The sequence below is a fragment of the Sodalis praecaptivus genome (genome assembly GCF_000517425.1).
GTDB classification, from domain to species: Bacteria; Pseudomonadota; Gammaproteobacteria; order Enterobacterales; family Enterobacteriaceae; genus Sodalis_A; species Sodalis_A praecaptivus.
The window spans coordinates 1,877,859-1,894,980 of sequence record NZ_CP006569.1 but is presented as its reverse complement, the minus strand read 5'-3'; the positions used below and the strand labels follow the sequence as shown (position 1 = coordinate 1,894,980).

The window sequence follows — 17,122 nt, the reverse complement described above, 5'->3', positions numbered from 1 at the left end:
AATGGAGAAGGTGATGGGCCTGCGCGACCGCCGGTAAACGCACGGCGCTGTGGGTCTTTCACCGGGGGTAAAAGGGAACAGATCCGGTATCCTAACGAGATGACGAAAGGGAAATAAGGGGGAAAAGGGGTCTCGAAGCGGTATCCGCCGATGCATCGGGGGGTAATTGATAAGGAATGATGTTCAGTATTCAGCCCGTAGCAGGACACTGTCATTAGCGATCCCCATTGTAACCGTGACAACGACACGGTAGAAACGCCGCTTGTTGCCTTCAGTATAATGACATTGCTACAGATTGCCGTCCCAATGCAACTTTTTTTTCATTTAAGTTGCCGTTAACCGCGCGTCATTATTGGCGGCGCTCCCGTTAGCACCCACCGCGCTACCGATTAAGGCCCCTAATGCATCCAGTAAAGCTCGGCTGTCGTTCCCGCCGTGAGGCGTGATCACCAGCGCAAAACGGCCATTAACCATCGAGTAATCCTCTGTTTACAGGGTTGCACTAAGTTGCAACATTAGCGATAGTATGGTCACATTTGACAGGCGGAACGGGAAGAGTATGGGTACAACCACAATGGGCGTGAAATTGGACGATGCGGCGCGTGAACGCATCAAACAGGCGGCGCGCCAACTTGATCGCACGCCACACTGGCTGATTAAGCAAGCCATTTTCCATTACCTTGATGCGTTGGAACAAGGTGCAACCTTTGCCCTGCCGCTTGCGGCTGCGCAGGCGGAAGCGGACGATGCGCCAAAAGACACCGAAGAGCCGCGCCAGCCGTTTATCGACCTGGCCGAGCAGATCCTGCCGCAGTCGATAACGCGGGCCGCCGTCACCGCCGCCTGGCGCCGACCGGAAACCGAGGCGGTGCCCTGGCTCTTAGAGCAGGCGCGGCACCCGGCGCCGATGGCGGAATCCATTCAGACGCTGGCAGGCAAACTGGCCCATCAGTTGCGCCATCAAAAGCGCAGCGGTGGCCGCGCGGGAATGGTCCAGGATCTGTTGCAGGAGTTTTCCCTCTCCTCCCAGGAGGGCGTCGCGTTAATGTGCCTGGCCGAGGCGCTGTTGCGTATCCCGGATAAAGCCACGCGCGATGCCTTGATTCGGGACAAAATCAGCAACGGCAACTGGCAAACCCATCTGGGCCGCAGCCAGTCGCTGTTCGTCAATGCCGCGACCTGGGGGCTGTTGTTTACCGGCAAGTTGGTTGCGACCCACAATGAAGCCAGCCTGTCGCGCTCCCTCAATCGCATCATCGGCAAAAGCGGCGAGCCTCTCATCCGTAAGGGCGTCGATATGGCCATGCGGCTCATGGGCGAACAGTTCGTGACCGGCGAACACATCGGCGAGGCGCTGGCCAATGCGCACCGCCTGGAACAACAGGGGTTCCGCTACTCCTACGACATGTTGGGGGAAGCCGCACTGACGGAGGAAGACGCCCAGGCCTACCTGCTTTCCTACCAGCAGGCGATCCACGCCATCGGCAAGGCCTCCAGCGGTCGCGGTATTTACGAGGGACCGGGGATTTCTATCAAGCTTTCCGCGCTGCATCCGCGCTACTGTCGTGCCCAATATGAACGTGTGATGACGGAGCTTTATCCGCGGCTGTTGCGCCTTACCCTGCTGGCGCGGCAATACGATATCGGCCTGAATATCGACGCCGAGGAAGCCGACCGGCTGGAGATTTCCCTCGATTTACTGGCCAAACTTTGCTTTGAACCGGAGCTGGCGGGCTGGAACGGCATCGGCTTCGTCATTCAGGCTTACCAGAAACGCTGCCCGCAAGTGATCGATGAGCTGATTGACCTCGCCAAGCGCAGCCAGCGCCGCCTGATGATAAGGCTGGTAAAAGGCGCTTATTGGGACAGTGAAATTAAACGCGCGCAAATAGAAGGGTTAGAGGATTATCCGGTATTTACCCGCAAGGTTTATACCGACCTTTCCTATCTTGCCTGTGCGCGCAAATTGCTCTCCGTGCCCCACTATATTTATCCGCAGTTCGCCACCCACAATGCCCACACCCTGGCGGCGATTTACCATTTCGCCGGCCAAAATTACTACCCGGGCCAGTACGAGTTTCAATGTCTGCACGGCATGGGCGAGCCGCTTTATGAGCAGGTGGTGGGCAAAATCGCCGATGGCAAACTCAACCGACCCTGCCGGATATACGCCCCCGTCGGCACGCATGAAACGCTGCTGGCCTACCTGGTGCGGCGTTTGCTGGAAAATGGCGCCAATACCTCGTTTGTCAATCGCATCGCCGATACCACCGTGCCGCTGGAGCAGCTCATCGCCGATCCGGTGCAGGAGGTGACCGCGCTCGCGGCGCGAGAAGGACGCGCGGGCCTGCCCCATCCGAAGATCCCTTTACCGCGCGATCTCTATGGGCCGCAGCGGCGCAATGCCGCCGGCCTGGATCTGGCCAATGAGCACCGTCTGGCGTCCCTCTCGGCCGCGTTGCTTAATAGTGAACATCAAACCTGGCGGGCCGCGCCGGTCATCGTCGGCGAGGCGAGCGACGGGCCGCTGCATCCGGTGCGTAATCCGGCGGACAGTCGGGATGTCGTGGGTGAATGCCGCCCCGCCACGCGTGAAGAGGTGACGCAGGCGCTGACCGCCGCCGCTCATCACGGTGCGCTCTGGTCCGCCACCCCGCCCGCCGAACGCGCCGCGGTGCTGCAAGAGGCCGCTAACCGTCTGGAAGCGGAGATGCAGCCGCTCATCGGCCTGCTGGTGCGTGAGGCGGGCAAGAGTTTTAGCAATGCCGTGGCTGAGGTGCGCGAAGCGGTGGATTTCCTACGCTACTACGCCTGTCAGATAGCGCGGGATTTTGATAACGACAGCTACCGTCCGCTCGGGCCGGTAGTGTGCATCAGCCCCTGGAATTTCCCGTTGGCGATTTTTACCGGCCAAATCGCCGCCGCGCTGGCGGCGGGAAATACGGTATTGGCCAAACCGGCGGAGCAAACGCCGCTGATCGCCGCCAGGGCGGTAGCGCTGATGCTGGAGGCCGGCGTGCCTGAAGGCGTGCTGCAACTGCTGCCCGGCGAGGGGGAAACCGTCGGTGCCGCGCTGGTGGCGGACCCGCGCGTTCGGGGGGTCATGTTCACCGGCTCGACGCAGGTGGCCAGACTGCTGCAAAATACCCTTGCCGAGCGATTGGATCCGCAGGGTCGACCGATACCCCTGATTGCCGAAACCGGCGGTCTTAACGCCATGGTGGTGGACTCTTCCGCGCTGACGGAACAGGTTGTCACCGACGTCGTGGCCTCGGCCTTCGACAGCGCCGGCCAGCGCTGTTCGGCGCTACGGTTGCTGTGTATTCAAGAAGATGTCGCCGATCGGACATTGCGTATGCTGCGCGGCGCCATGGCTGAATGCACGCAGGGCAACCCGGAACGCCTTGCCACCGATGTCGGCCCGGTTATTGACGCCAGCGCTAAAGCGACCATCGATAACCACATCGCCGCTCTGCGCGAGCGGGGCCACGCCGTCTGGCAAACCGATGCACCCGATGCCGCCTGTGGCGCCCAGGGCACCTTTGTGCCCTTGACCCTGATAGAACTTAACAGCGTCGACGAACTTACCGAGGAGATCTTTGGGCCGGTGCTGCATGTGGTGCGTTATCGGCGCAGCGAGCTCGATAGCATCATCGACAAAATTAACGGCAGCGGTTACGGCCTCACGTTAGGGCTGCATACCCGTATAGATGAGACTATCCACCGCGTGACCGAGCGGGCGCGCGTCGGCAATTGCTACATCAATCGCAATATCGTCGGCGCCGTGGTGGGCGTTCAGCCGTTTGGCGGCGAAGGGTTATCGGGAACCGGTCCTAAGGCCGGTGGCCCGCTGTATCTGTACCGCTTACTGTCCCAGCGACGTGATGATGCGGTACTGCCCGCGCTGCAGGCGCTGGATGCGGTACAGGCACCGGATTTCAGCCAACGGGCAAGGTTACAGCAGGCACACCCTGCCCTGGTCGCCTGGCTGGAAACGCATCATCCGGCGCTTGCCGCGCCCTGTCGGCGCCTGGGCGAACTATCCCAGGCCGGCAGCGTGCGTTTGCTTACCGGCCCCACCGGTGAACAAAACAGCTATCGGCTGCTGCCGCGCGAGCGCATTTTGTGCCTCGCGGACCAGGAGCCTGACCTGTTGAGGCAACTGGCGGCGGTCACCAGCATTGGCGCCCGGGCGCTGTGGGCGTCGTCGCCACCGTGCCGCCGGCTGTTCGCCGCGTTGCCCGAGCCTGTCCAGCAGCGTATCACGCTGCTGACGGACTGGCGCCAGGAGAACGTCACGCTGGATGCCGTGCTGTTCCATGGTGACTCCGATCAATTGCGAAGTCTGGCACAAACGCTTGCCGCGCGTCCTGGCCCGTTGATAGCGGTACAAGGTTACGCACGCGGCGACGGCCAGATCGCGTTGGAACGGTTGTTAATCGAACGCGCAATCAGCGTCAATACCGCCGCCGCGGGCGGCAATGCCACACTGATGACTATCGGCTAAAGGGGATGGTTGCCTGCGCCTCATAGGGACGCGTCCTGTGCCTAAACGTCCTCTGGACGAGCCACGGGTGCGTCCCCCGATTGTGACGCGTCGTGCCCCCCCGCGCCCGCCGGCGCAGGCCCTACGCACCGCACACACTGCAGGGCGTAGTGGCACTGCTGGGGGGTAATGTGCCGCCCGCCCCGCTCCCAGGCGCTTATCAACAGGCGCTCACACACCTGATGCAGCTTGCGCGGATGCCCCGCGCAGGCCTGGGCCACCCGCCATTTCAGCCGTTCCACCAGCAAAAGTCCGAAGGAGTCCAGACAAAGAGAAATAAATTCATAGCCGTTCTTAAGCGTAAGCGGCGCCAGCTTGACGGGCGACAGATGACGAGTAAACGCTTCACCGGCGCCAAACACCCCTTCCGGCTGCTCCCCGCGGGCGACCAGGATCATTTTCACCGGGCATGCCCGGTCCGCCAGTTGCTTGAACAGGGTGAGAAAACCGCGCCGCTCTTCGATACGCGCCATCCTATCGAGATCGTCGATAATCAACCATACAGGCGATTGCAAACGTTTTCCCCACGCCTCCAGCGCCGTCACCACCGTCGCATTGTCCTCAATGGCCGCCGCGCCTTGCTGCTCGACAACTTTCTTTTCAAATTTTACGCCGCTGCCCGCCAGCGAAAACCGAGCGCCGAAAACCGATTCATGGCGCCGACTCATACCGCTATCGCCAAGCGTAAGCGCATGTTTCATCAGGCTTAATAGCGTCGAATCCGGGTCGCAGCTAATTTTGACCGGCGGGCAGCGCAGCCCATGATGCGCCACCAGCGTATGGGCTAACGACGTTTTTCCGATGCCGGCCGCACCATACACCAGCGCATGGCGCCCCGGCGCGCTCAGCGCCTGTTCAAGCAAACGCCATTCCCGCTGGCGGCCGCATAGGCCCTGCGATTGGGCCACCGGCGTGGAGGGATGCACCACCTGATACAGCCCGGAAAAGAACTCTTCTTCAGTTAGCGTATTGAGCATACCCACCTCGCGCTCACGGCCATAAAACAGGAAAACCTGATAATAGCCGCAAAATACAGTTTAAACTGTATTAAAAACCCGCTAAGCGGGGTTGTCAAATACAGTTTTGGCGGTATCATACTCTCAGGAGGACAAAGATGACTTTAGCTGAACGCGTTAAAAAACGACGGCGGCAACTGGGCCTGACGCAAGTAAAAGCGGCCGATCTTGCCGGTATTCGCCAGCAATCCTGGGGCAGTATCGAGGAGGGCAAAACCAGCAAGCCGCGCAACATCGTCGGCATCGCCCGTGCTCTACAATGCAGCCCCGATTGGTTAATGAATGGCGGCCCCCTGCTCAGCCGCGCCGAAGTCGGCAGCCGGAAAATCCCGCTGATTAATGTGGTACAGGCGGGTGCCTTTGCCGAAAAAGCGCCCATCACCGGCGTTGATGGCGATTTTGAATATGTGCTGACCGATATGAACTGGTCCAACGAGGCGTTCGCCCTTAAAATCGAAGGCGATTCCATGGCGCCGTCGTTCCATACCGGCGATGTGGTTATTATCGACCCGGACATCGAGCCGCACCCGGGAGAGTTCGTGGTGGCGAAAAACGGCGATCATGAAGCCACGTTCAAGAAATACCGGCCGGTGTCGTTCAATGCCCAAGGTGAGCAGGTGTTTGAACTCGTCCCGCTTAATACCGATTATCCGATTCTGCGTTCCGATACCCTGCCTATCCGGGTTATTGGCACCATGGTTGAGCATCGGATCTACCGGCGCAAGCGCTGATGGCGCAGGACGAGAGACGCCTTTAGCTTGCCGCTTTGCCCTGGCTCCTGCAAAACCGCCATTTTGGTCTATATTTAAAACGTTTCCACTTGCAAAGGACGAGAACTATGTACGATAAAGCCAAAGATAAAGTTGAAGAATTCGCGGGGAAAGGCCAGGAAGCGTTTGGCAAAGCAACGGACGATGATTCTCTCACCCTTGAAGGGAAAATACGTCAAAAAGCCGCTCAGGCGTCGTATACCTTTAATGATTATGTCGACAGCGTTAAAGAAAAGACCAGCAAAGATCCGGTGCCTGCACTGCTTATAGCCGGCGGCGTAGGGTTCCTGTTGGCAAAAATTCTGGGCTCAAGCCGTCGATAAGCCTCATCGCCCGGCAATGATAACCGGCACGCCTGCCGCGCGGCCGGTTTTTTTTCGCTCCGCTAACGTGACAGGGTCACTTGACCCTATTGCTGCTCTTAAAAAGGTATTGATTACCGCGGGCGGCACTGAGGTGAACAGGATGAAGGCCCTTCGCCATTATTCTCTTAGGCAGGCGTTGACGTCTCGCGGCCCGGTGTCGGGCGTCATGGAGCCGCCATCCTGGTCTACGCCAGGATGGCGGTACGGGTTATCGCGTCACGCCAGAGACGGTCTGCCCGACTTGTGCAGTTTTGGAAGGGATTTTTTTTAAATCGGTCAAGAAAGACTGCCGCCAATGCACAATGTCGTTCTTTTTGATCACCGCCATCATTTCCTGAAAGCGCGCCTTGCGCTCGCCGAGCGGCATGCTGAGGGCTTTATCCAACGCGGCGGCGACGCCGTCGCGGTCATAGGGATTAACCAACAGCGCCGAGGTAAGCTCGTTGGCGGCGCCGGCAAAATGGGAGAGGATCAGCACGCCGGGATCCTCAGGATTTTGTGAAGCGACATACTCCTTGGCAACCAAATTCATCCCGTCGCGCAGCGGCGTGACCAGCCCTACCTCACAGTGGCGGAAAATTTTCATCAACAGGCTGCGTTCATAATGCTGATTGAGATAAAACAGCGGTGTCCATTCTAATGTGGAAAAGTGGCCATTGATACGGCCGGCTTCGGTCTCAAGCTCATGCCGGATATCCTGATACGCCTGCACATCGCCCCGCGATGTCGGCGCAATCTGGAAGTAACGAATATTGCCGCGATGCTGTGGATAATTCTCCAGTAGCGTCTCGTAGGCCTGAAAGCGCTCCGGTAACCCTTTAGAATAATCCAGCCGGTCTACGCTAATAATCAACTGACCGTTCATCTTATCGCGCAAATGGGCAAGCTTGGTCGGTAATGGCCCTTCCGCCAGTTCGCGGATACTTTCCGGCTCGACGCCGATGGGATAGACCCGTGCCGTCACCGGCTTATTGTAAGCCTTAATACGATCGTCGTCCAAATCTTCCACGGTGGTGACCAATGCCAGGTTCTCAATGAACGCCTGGCGATCGCTTTCCGCCTGAAAACCCAATAAATCATACTCGCACAGCTTCTCTAACAGCTCTTTGCGGGGCGGTAAAGCATTGAAGATTTCCGAGGTGGGAAATGGGATATGCAGAAAGAAACCGATGCGGTTTTTCATGCCCAACTTACGGCAGGCGGCGGCGAACGGCAATAAATGATAATCGTGTATCCAAAGAATATCGTCTTCGTTTACCAGCGGCTTAAGACGCCCCGCCAGCATTTCATTGACGCGGCAATAGCCGTCATAATCTTCACGCTGATATTGCACCAAATCGAGACGGTAATGAAAGGCGGGCCAGATAACGGTATTGGAAAAATTGAGGTAATATTGATCGTATTCGCTTTGCTTTAGACTAAATGCGGCAAACGTAATGTTGTCCTGCTGGTTTTTTTCGAGTGGCTCATCTTCTTCGCTTATTTTGCCATTCCAGCCAAACCACAATCCGCCCTGATCTTTAAGTGAATCCATTATGCCGACGGCCAGGCCCCCTGCGCTTTCCTTTTTACCTTCAATAGCCGCTATTCTATTTGATACTACTACTAGGCGACTCATAAACCCTCCCCAACCGAGTTTTTGGTTTTAATAAAATGATTTTCTTGTTGTTTTGCCAATGTCAGAATCCATCGGTGTACCTGACTCACATCGTCCAGATGGTATCGGGCAACCGTCGTGCCGGGTCCGACTTTAATCGAAATGCCCTGCAAAGCGTTAACCTGTTTGAAACCGGCTTCATCGGTCAGGTCGTCGCCGATAAATAACGGCGTCCGTCCGACAAACGGCGGTTCTTGCATGAATGCCGCTATCGCCGCGCCTTTATCAACGCCCGCCGGCTTAAGCTCGACCACGCATTTGCCGGGCTGTAATACCAGTTCGGGATACCGTGTGACCATATCCTGCGCCAGCGCCAGGATCCGATCGCGATAGTGTTCCCCTTGGCGATAATGCAGAGCGAACGCCACCCCTTTCTCTTCCACATGGCAGCCGTCAAACGCCGCGATGGCCTGTTTGAGTTCACGCGCCAGCGCGGTGGCGATAGTCCCTGACAATGCCACGCGGTGGAACGCCCCGCGGGCGTCACGACGCTCTGCGCCATGAACACCGGCGGCCGGTCCGCGCAGCGGCGCGCTCAGGCTATCAAGTTCAGCCACGGGCCGGCCTGAAACCAATGCCAGCGCACCGCCGGCGGCGGCGGACAGATCGCATAGCGCCTGTTTGATGTCGCCAGGGATGGTGACCCATTCAGGCCGCGTTTCAATACCGGCGAGCGTTCCATCCACATCAAAAAAGCAGGCGGTTTCCGCCAACACTATCGGGGGTATTGAATCACTTGGTGTCATACCTTTTGTTCCTCATTATGTCCCGCTCACGCGCGCTCTTCACGGCGCATCGTCCAACATTTCATTGCGTACGCCCATGGTCTGGTCTGGCAGCCCTGACAGTCAAGATTGAAAGCGGAGTTCAAAGGAGTGCAAGAATATGAAGTGAATTCAGGTTTTCGTCATGCTCCTTGGTATGTGCTTTACCAGCACCCAGCTTTCTTTGTTCCGGTACCAGCGACCAGCGAAACGGTGGTCTTCTCGTGGCTGGTTCTGGAACCGCCTGAGTCAGGGCGGCGGTGATAGCAAAATAAGTATAGTCATGAAAAACGACTCTGTCATAACCCGGCTAAAGGTCTACTCCCGCGTCCACCCGTTTATTTTTAACATAAAAACAACGCACGGCTTACAATTTTATCCGTTCTTCCTGCAAAACCTCTCCAAGGTGACGGTCCAGGCATCGCCCTAGGCGGGGTCATTAACGCCCGCTTGCGGCGATGACGGCGCGGCCGGTCGACTAGCGCCAACGCCTCACGCCCTTTCCCACCCGGACGCGCAGGCGTTGGCGCACCGGCTCAGGTCAATTAATCTTAAGCCAAAAAGCTGCCGCGTCCGGTTGAGTATTTACAAATCTCCCTGGTGGGCAGCCTCGCTAGCCTAAAATAACGGCAAATCCAACTCTCAACCGTCTATATTTTAGCCACATTACGCTTAACACCATGAAAAATAGCCATAAAAAACTTTAGCGCCAAAACGTTACAAATTATTTCCATGCTTACAGTGTGGCCAAAAAATCTTCGTTCAAATTAATGAATTTTTCTTATGTATAGTTATCAAAATATGCTTTATCATTGAAATGATCAATAGGCTTATTACTAGTCACCTCATACGATGAAGAGGTGCCGCCTCCCGCGCCAGCGGGGGAATTTTGGACGGCTCTGTACGCGATTGGCACCCCGGCGGTTTGCCGATTTGTTAAGAAACGGTGATTGATGGTGCACCTTAAGAGTTGTCCGAAAAAAAATATCGTTGATTAAGATCACACATTATGGTTAAAACATTTGCTATGGACCTAAAAAAATAATTTAGAAGTACAGAAGCAATGTGAGGCTTTTGGGCATTTTATCGTTGAGTAAAACGGATAAACAAATTCAGGTGAGGGTACGCTATGGCAACGATTATTATGGACTCATGCAGTTATACCCGACTAGGGCTGACGGGATTTTTGACCGAAACAGGGGTAAAGCGTCGAAATATCAATACGGTAAATGACATTGCGCAACTTCAGGCCAAATGCGATAAGCTTAAGCCGGCGGTGGTGTTCATCAACGAAGAGTGCTTTATTCATGAACCTGATGCGACGGGAAGAATTAAACGCGTTATTACAGCGCATCCCGAAACGCTTTTTTTCATTTTTATGGCGATGACGAACATCCATTTTGAAGATTATCTGTTTGTTCGCAAAAATCTTATTATTACATCGAAATCGATCAAGCCCGCTACGCTCAATTCCCTCATTGCGGGATGCTGCAAAAATCGCGTGACCGAACATACGCATCTAACGGGTCTGGATATCAATCCCGTGCGCCTGAGTCAAACCGAATCTCATATGCTGCGCATGTGGATGTCGGGACAGGACACGATACAGATTTCCGACAGTATGCAGATCAAAGCCAAAACGGTCTCGTCCCATAAAGGCAATATCAAACGCAAAATCAAGACCCACAATAAGCAGGTGATTTACCACGTCGTGCGTTTAACGGAAACCGTCACCTCGGGTATTTTTGTTAATGCGCGCTGACGGGGCGGCATAGTGCGTTCCGCCGGCGCGGCACCGTGTTGCTAAAAGCGGTGTTGTTGCCGGCGCCGCCAAAACGGCTAGCGATAGCCGATAGCCGATAGCCGATAGCCGATAGCCGATAGCCGATAGCCGATAGCCGATAGCCGATAGCCGATAGCCGATAGCCGATAGCCGATAGCCGATAGCCGATAGCTTATTTTGTTTGCGCTTCACCTACAAGCGGCTCGACAAAAATCCCGTCCGACGAACTGACCTCATTAAAAAACCAAATGCCGGTGGGATAATCGTCAAGGGAGACCAGATACATAACTCCCTCGCTAAACTCCTCCACCGCCAGAATGGTCCCTTCCCGGCGCGGCCCGCCATCGGTTTTAACTGTTACTCGATCATGCAATTTCATGACGTTCCTCGTTACGACTCACTTAGGGGTAGTATAAATGTACTTTTCCCTCAGCCGCCAGCAAGATTGTGTGAAAGACGGCCGAACTTGCGCGCGTCAACGGCCAGCGCCGCGTCCTTTCGCCTGGCGATCCATTCAAGGGCGCGCCCCGCAAGGCGTGCTGCGCCCAAATGGCTTTCCCGTCCGTTTGAGCATCTTTTTCTGACATCGGCTCTCCTCGTGCATCTGGTTTCAAGTATCTGGCATCAGGTCTCTGGCTCAGGGTTCTTGGCTTCAAGCGTCTGGCGTCTGGCGTCTGGCGTCTGGCGTCTGGCGGAGAATAGCTCGGGCGCGACTATTCTCGACTATACTGAATTTGTCTTTTTCACTCTTTTCTGGGGAGACGATCATGGCTTTCGCCAAAGAATATAATCAACATACGAAGCGTGAAATCAGCATTGACGTCGACGCTTTACTGAACGCGGTGGCCGACATCACCGGCGAAACGGTGCAAGAGCATGAGGATAACCAAGAGGCGCACATGGTGACCGTACAGGGACGGCAATACACTACCTTCGGCGAGCTGGCCGAGGCTTATGAACTGGATATCCGCGATTTTACCGTTAATGAGGTGAATAATTGAGCGCCGGGGCGCGATCGCAAAAAAATCCCCGGTCGGGGGAGACCGGGGAAGCATAAATTCCGCCTTGGCGGGATGAATTTTAAAGTTCGTTACACTAGGAAATCAGATTACCTTTTCCATATTATATAGCTCCTAATAATTGGCAAGTCACGTTACGTTTGTTTCTGTTTCCGCGCTGGTTTCCAGCGGTCTCCTCTACGTCCGCACGTGGTTCGCATAAGGCAGTATCTATATATATCTAATTGTTTAATATGACTATTTTTATCGACTGACGGTTATTACCATAGCAAGTACAGGGGAATCCACTTTGCGCTAAATTAGGAGCATTCCGATAACCCATAAACAGGCTTTTAGTTTCAGGTTAACATTTGTCCGCTCAACAACCGTTCAAATAACCATTTATTCCCATAGATCAATAAGCCATCGTATATACTGATTGGCTGGAGAGGCGGCCCGGTGGACGCCACGATGTAAAAGAGGCGGAGAACAGCATGCCGAGCTTGACCGACCCCCTATTGGTGATAACCGATTTAGATGGTTCTTTGCTAGATCACCATACCTATAGCTGGCAGCCCGCCGCGCCCTGGCTGGCGAAATTGAAAGCCAATGACATACCGATTGTCATCTGTTCGAGTAAAACCACGGCTGAAATCGTCACATTGCAAACGCAACTGGGTTTGGTAGGGGCACCGTTTATTGCTGAAAACGGCGCCGCTTTACAGCTTGACGCGCGGTGGCCAAACGCACAGGTATCGGCCGGCGGCTTTACCGGTAAGGATTACACCGCCCTGCGCGCCGTCATGACGCGTCTGCGCGAGGCGCAGGGCTACAAGTTTTTTGGCTTTGGCGATGTGACCGCCAATGAAGTCGCGGAATGGACCGGTCTTAGCGTGAAAGAGGCACAGCTGGCCAAAACTCGCCAAGCCTCAGAGGCGTTTATTTGGCGCGACACCGACGACAGACTTGCCGCTTTCGCCGCCGAACTGGCGGCGGAGGATTTGGCCATCACCGAGGGCGGCAGATTTTACCACGTCATGTCGCGAGGCAGCGGCAAAGGCGCCGCGGTGCGCTGGCTTCTTGAACAATACCGCCAGCACGACGGCCGGCGCTGGCAAACCCTCGGTCTGGGGGACGGCCCAAACGACCAATCCATGCTCGACGCGGTAAATTACGCCGTGGTTATCCGCGGATACAGTAAAACGCCGGTGGTACTGTCCTCGGCGCACCCGTCCATTTATCGCACCCAGGCCTACGGACCGGAAGGTTGGGTGGAAGGTTTGAACCATTTCATTACCGAGGCGTGATTGAGGTCATACCCATAACAATTCAATAAAAAACATAGCCATTGGGGGTTGTTTTATGAGCGATTTTCACCAAAACGGAATTATTGCCAATTTCCATAACCTGTCCGATCGGAAAGTGGAAGAGTTGGAGACCGAACTCATCGGCTTCTCCCGCAAACGAAAAATGGGGCTTATCCTTCCTTCGCTATTTTCCGAACTCGAGGGGCCGGCACTCACCCATATCATAGACGAATTAGCGCGGGTCCCTTACCTGGAGGAAATTGTCATCGGTCTGGATCGCGCCGACCGCGAACAGTTCCTTCACGCCCGAGAATTTTTTTCTCGCTTGCCGCAGCACCATCGTATTTTATGGAATGATGGGCCGCGGTTGAAAGCCATTGATGCCGAATTGGAAAAAGAGGGGTTATCCCCCACCGAACCGGGTAAGGGACGCAATGTCTGGTTTTGTACCGGCTACACGCTGGCCTCGGATCGCACCTTGGCGGTTGCCCTGCACGACTGCGATATCGTCACCTATGACCGCGGCATGCTGGCGCGCTTACTCTATCCGGTGGTGCATCCCCGTTTCAGCTATGAATTCTGTAAAGGGTTTTACGCACGTGTCGCCAATGGCAAGATGAACGGCCGCGTGGTGCGCCTATTGGTCGGGCCGCTTTTGCGTTCGCTGGAGAACGTGTATGGACAATCGGAATATTTGGATTACCTGAACAGCTTTCGTTACCCGTTGTCCGGCGAATTCGCGATGCGTACCCGGGTCATGCACGATATGAAGATCCCCGGTGATTGGGGACTGGAGATCGGCCTGTTGTCGGAAATCTACCGCAATTACTCACCCAATCACATTTGTCAGGTTGAAATTGCCGATAATTACGATCATAAACATCAGCCGCTGGCGGAAGAGGATGGTTCGGGCGGTCTGAAACGGATGAGTAACGATATTATCCAATCACTCTATCGTAAACTGGCGACGATGGGCGTGAGCCTCACCAGCGATTCTTTTCGCGTGCTAAAAGCCACCTATTATCGTAACGCATTGGATATTTTGGATTTTTATCATCATGATGCTATCATGAACGGCTTGAGTTTCGACCAGCACAGTGAAGAAGCCGCGGTGGAATTATTTATGCAGTGCATACTCGACGCCGGGCAGGCGTTTATCGAACGGCCGAACGATAAACCTTTCATCCCAAGCTGGAGCCGCGTGCAGTCCGCCTTTCCGGATATCATGCAGCGTATTTATGATGCGGTCGAGGAAGACAATAAAGGGAATGTCTAACGCTCAGCGCCGCGACGCCGGCCGGGATCCCGGCCGTTTTTGTTAACTCTGCACCCCCGGTGGCGGCAGGGATCCTTGCGGCCAGGATGCGCTGCAGCGTTTCCCTGACGGCCTCTCAGGCAGTCAATCGGATTAGACCCGCTATGCGCGAATTGAAACCTAATGAACCTCTGGTGGCCGCCCTTGCAGACTGGATTGAGGATCATCTGGATCGCGATATCGCTTTACCGGAAATCGCCGCCCGCTCCGGCTACTCCGTCTGGCATATGCAGGGCATTTTTCGGGCCACTACCGGCATGGCCATTGGCCGCTATATCCGCGAACGTAAATTGACCGAAGCCGTACTCCGGCTACGAAATTCGGACGAGCGCATTCTTGATATCGCGGTATCCTACGGATTTAATTCCCAATCGCAATTTACCACGCTCTTTAAAAAATATTTTGGCGTCACGCCGCAGGCCTGCCGCAACGATCCCGCCCTGCCCTTGCGGCTCACGCCGCCGCTGCACATACCGCCTCTCAACCATCCCACGCGTTAGCTCAGCCTCACCGCCGGGCCAAATGTTTTCATTCTCTTAATCATTAAAACAAATTGATATAATTGAATAAAAAAAGAACTTTTATGAATAGCATTTGATGGCGAATAGCGTACTATAATCCAGTAGTAGAAAATTTCCCTGGTGTAACTTGAGATCTTTTAGCCCGTCAATGGCGGGCTTTTTTTGATACTGCGCTTCGGTACCGCGTCTGCTTTTAATGAGTAATAACAATAGATTAGTGTGTTATTCCTCATCTAACCGCCATAACATACCCCGTTACCTTCCCCACGACCCGTGGCCTGATCTTGGCCGCTAGCGCCTTTCGGCGTGGCGACAGCCCCAGAGTCCCTATTTGCAACCGCGAATGTCTTGCCAAAAAAATGAAGCAAAAGTTTAATAAAAATAAACATAACACTGCGGCGCGCGATGGGGCAAAGGCAAAAACCGTGCGCGCTTTAGCCACCGCGGATAAAGCATCCCCATTTTAGCGGACTGGTTAGCAGGCGGCGCACAAACAGCCGGGTGTGGGTACGCTACGCAATAATGCAGGTACCGACGGCCGCAGGGGCAGTAGCAGGACGGGACGGATGCGGCGGGAAAGAATAGCCGCAGAGGTTCGAGGCCTGAGGGCGCAGAACATGCGGCGGTAACCGCCTGGAGTATGTGTAGGGGGACGAATAGTCGGCAAGCGGTAAGCGTATGATGACCGGCAGGCCAGGAAGACCCCTAGGCGCACTCAATCCAGGCACCGAGGTCTCATCGAACTGACGGCCGTGATAACAAAAGTTTAAGCCCGGTCTGTCAGCCCAGCAGGCATGAATTATCAACCATTCGCCATTCGCCATTCGCCATTCGCCATTCGCCATTCGCCATTCGCCATTCGCCATTCGCCATCAGAATACTGGACCATTAGACCATTAGACCATTAGACCATTAGACCATTAGACCATTAGACCCTTAGACCCTTAGACCCTTAGACCCTTAGACCCTTAGACCCTTAGACCCTTAGACCCTTAGACCATCAGCCATTTGGCGCTGCGGCCATGCCGCCGCCCCGCTGATTAAATTTTACACCCTTCGCAATCGTCTTCCGCCGACAGCGGCTCCGGCACTTCATCAGCTTTTTTTTCGGCGTTTTTTTCGGCTTTGGCCAGTTCGGCGTCAATATCAAATTCAAATATATCGTCGTTCATCGCGCTATCTCCTGAAAATCATGAGGGCAGTATAACGGTTTTCCAGACTGATTTTTATCACCCAGGGCTTTATGGCCATAAAAGCACCTCGCGGAGAGGATTTGCCGGCAATAAAAAACCCGGCTTCGCGCCGGGTTGACCGCAGTGAACAAACGGCTCAAATATCGAGCTCCTTCTTGCTCTTTTTGTCTGCACGTTTTTCCTTCAGTGTCTTCTCTGGTTTCTTCTTGGCGGCTTTATCTTTACCTCTGCTCATAAACGCCTCGCTTACTTGTGGGTGGAAGATGGGTTACCAAAAGATTCCCGATCATACACGGGCATGGTTAGACTTACCAAACCTCAGCCGGGATTGCAAGCCGGGGTCAGCCCGCCACGGCCGAAAGCAGGGCCGCCGAGCCAGCGTCAACGGCCTGCACGCCTTCAGGCGCTATTTTTTCTGACCGTGCGCCGCTAACCACTGTTGCATGGTCGCAATTTCCGCCTTCTGCGCGCTGATGACATTTTCAGCCAGCTTACGCATCGCCGGATCTTTGCCGTATTTGAGCTCCACTTCAGCCATATGGATAGCCCCCTCGTGGTGCGGGATCATCCCTTGGGCGAAAGCCACGTCCGGATCGTCGGCTCTAACGCCGGCATCCATCTGTTGATGCATGTTTTTCATTGAATCCAGGTAGGCTTTACTGGCGGCGGAAAGCGTTCCCGAGTTATTTTCTTCATTCATCCCGGCCATCTCATGGTGCGTATCGGCGGCACCGGCCAGTAAGGGGATCATCAACATTAGCAGTGGGAAGAAAGGCAATTTACGCATACTATTTTCCTTACGTGTCATTTCCTAAGGGGTAAGCCTGTTAAGGCTTACCGAGCGCAAGGCTATTGTCAAGGCCAGGTGTCGCATCCCTATCGTGACC

Annotated in this window: 14 protein-coding genes; 8 read left to right on the top strand and 6 right to left on the bottom strand. The window is 55.1% G+C overall.

Features of this window, described 5'->3' with window-relative positions; genetic code table 11:
* Positions 1-559: 559 nt before the first annotated feature.
* Positions 560-4,507: a trifunctional transcriptional regulator/proline dehydrogenase/L-glutamate gamma-semialdehyde dehydrogenase gene (putA, locus tag SANT_RS08395; protein WP_025421848.1), complete on the top strand. Its 3,948-nt coding sequence runs from the start codon at positions 560-562 to the stop codon at positions 4,505-4,507.
* A gap of 41 nt (positions 4,508-4,548) precedes the next feature.
* Here putA and SANT_RS08390 read toward each other — a convergent pair whose 3' ends face one another.
* On the bottom strand, positions 4,549-5,523 hold the full coding sequence (locus SANT_RS08390) for an ATP-binding protein (protein WP_025421847.1): 975 nt from the start codon (positions 5,521-5,523) through the stop codon (positions 4,549-4,551).
* A 137-nt stretch (positions 5,524-5,660) separates the two neighbouring features.
* Here SANT_RS08390 and SANT_RS08385 point away from each other — a divergent pair, with 137 nt between their 5' ends.
* Positions 5,661-6,293: a LexA family protein gene (locus SANT_RS08385; protein ID WP_025421846.1), complete on the top strand. Its 633-nt coding sequence runs from the start codon at positions 5,661-5,663 to the stop codon at positions 6,291-6,293.
* Positions 6,294-6,400: 107 nt separating this feature from the next.
* On the top strand, positions 6,401-6,655 hold the full coding sequence (locus SANT_RS08380) for a CsbD family protein (RefSeq protein WP_025245791.1): 255 nt from the start codon (positions 6,401-6,403) through the stop codon (positions 6,653-6,655).
* 250 nt (positions 6,656-6,905) lie between these two features.
* Here the strand turns inward: SANT_RS08380 and otsA are convergent, their stop codons facing one another.
* Both otsA and otsB read right to left on the bottom strand, forming a co-directional pair.
* Entirely contained in the window at positions 6,906-8,315 is a 1,410-nt protein-coding gene (gene otsA / locus SANT_RS08375; protein WP_025421845.1) for an alpha,alpha-trehalose-phosphate synthase, read from the bottom strand.
* Positions 8,312-9,100 carry a trehalose-phosphatase gene (otsB, locus tag SANT_RS08370; RefSeq protein WP_025421844.1) on the bottom strand — a complete coding sequence of 263 codons (789 nt, stop codon included), beginning with the start codon at positions 9,098-9,100 and terminating at the stop codon, positions 8,312-8,314. Before otsB ends, otsA begins: the two co-directional genes overlap by 4 nt.
* Positions 9,101-10,247: 1,147 nt before the next feature.
* On the opposite strand from otsB, the gene rcsA reads away from it, so the two are divergent.
* Positions 10,248-10,880, top strand: coding sequence for a transcriptional regulator RcsA (rcsA, locus tag SANT_RS08360; protein WP_025421842.1), 633 nt, complete (start codon positions 10,248-10,250; stop codon positions 10,878-10,880).
* Positions 10,881-11,073: 193 nt separating this feature from the next.
* Here rcsA and dsrB read toward each other — a convergent pair whose 3' ends face one another.
* Positions 11,074-11,280 (bottom strand): protein DsrB, encoded by a 207-nt coding sequence (dsrB, locus tag SANT_RS08355; RefSeq protein WP_025245827.1) that lies wholly within the window; start codon positions 11,278-11,280, stop codon positions 11,074-11,076.
* A 388-nt stretch (positions 11,281-11,668) separates the two neighbouring features.
* On the opposite strand from dsrB, the gene SANT_RS08345 reads away from it, so the two are divergent.
* From SANT_RS08345 to SANT_RS08330, 4 genes are all read left to right on the top strand, one after another.
* Positions 11,669-11,902 (top strand): YodD family protein, encoded by a 234-nt coding sequence (locus SANT_RS08345; RefSeq protein ID WP_025421840.1) that lies wholly within the window; start codon positions 11,669-11,671, stop codon positions 11,900-11,902.
* Between the two features lie 491 nt (positions 11,903-12,393).
* A complete protein-coding gene (locus tag SANT_RS08340; RefSeq protein WP_025421839.1) occupies positions 12,394-13,206 on the top strand; it encodes a mannosyl-3-phosphoglycerate phosphatase-related protein in 813 nt (270 codons plus the stop codon).
* A 55-nt stretch (positions 13,207-13,261) separates the two neighbouring features.
* Positions 13,262-14,482, top strand: coding sequence for a glycosyl transferase (locus tag SANT_RS08335; protein WP_025421838.1), 1,221 nt, complete (start codon positions 13,262-13,264; stop codon positions 14,480-14,482).
* Positions 14,483-14,625: 143 nt separating this feature from the next.
* On the top strand, positions 14,626-15,021 hold the full coding sequence (locus SANT_RS08330; RefSeq protein ID WP_025421837.1) for a helix-turn-helix domain-containing protein: 396 nt from the start codon (positions 14,626-14,628) through the stop codon (positions 15,019-15,021).
* A 1,061-nt stretch (positions 15,022-16,082) separates the two neighbouring features.
* On the opposite strand, the gene SANT_RS24805 is transcribed toward SANT_RS08330, so the two are convergent.
* Both SANT_RS24805 and SANT_RS08325 read right to left on the bottom strand, forming a co-directional pair.
* Positions 16,083-16,214, bottom strand: a complete 132-nt coding sequence (locus SANT_RS24805) for a hypothetical protein (RefSeq protein ID WP_257720082.1) — start codon at positions 16,212-16,214, stop codon at positions 16,083-16,085.
* 427 nt (positions 16,215-16,641) lie between these two features.
* Positions 16,642-17,022, bottom strand: coding sequence for a DUF305 domain-containing protein (locus tag SANT_RS08325; protein WP_025421836.1), 381 nt, complete (start codon positions 17,020-17,022; stop codon positions 16,642-16,644).
* Positions 17,023-17,122: the final 100 nt, after the last annotated feature.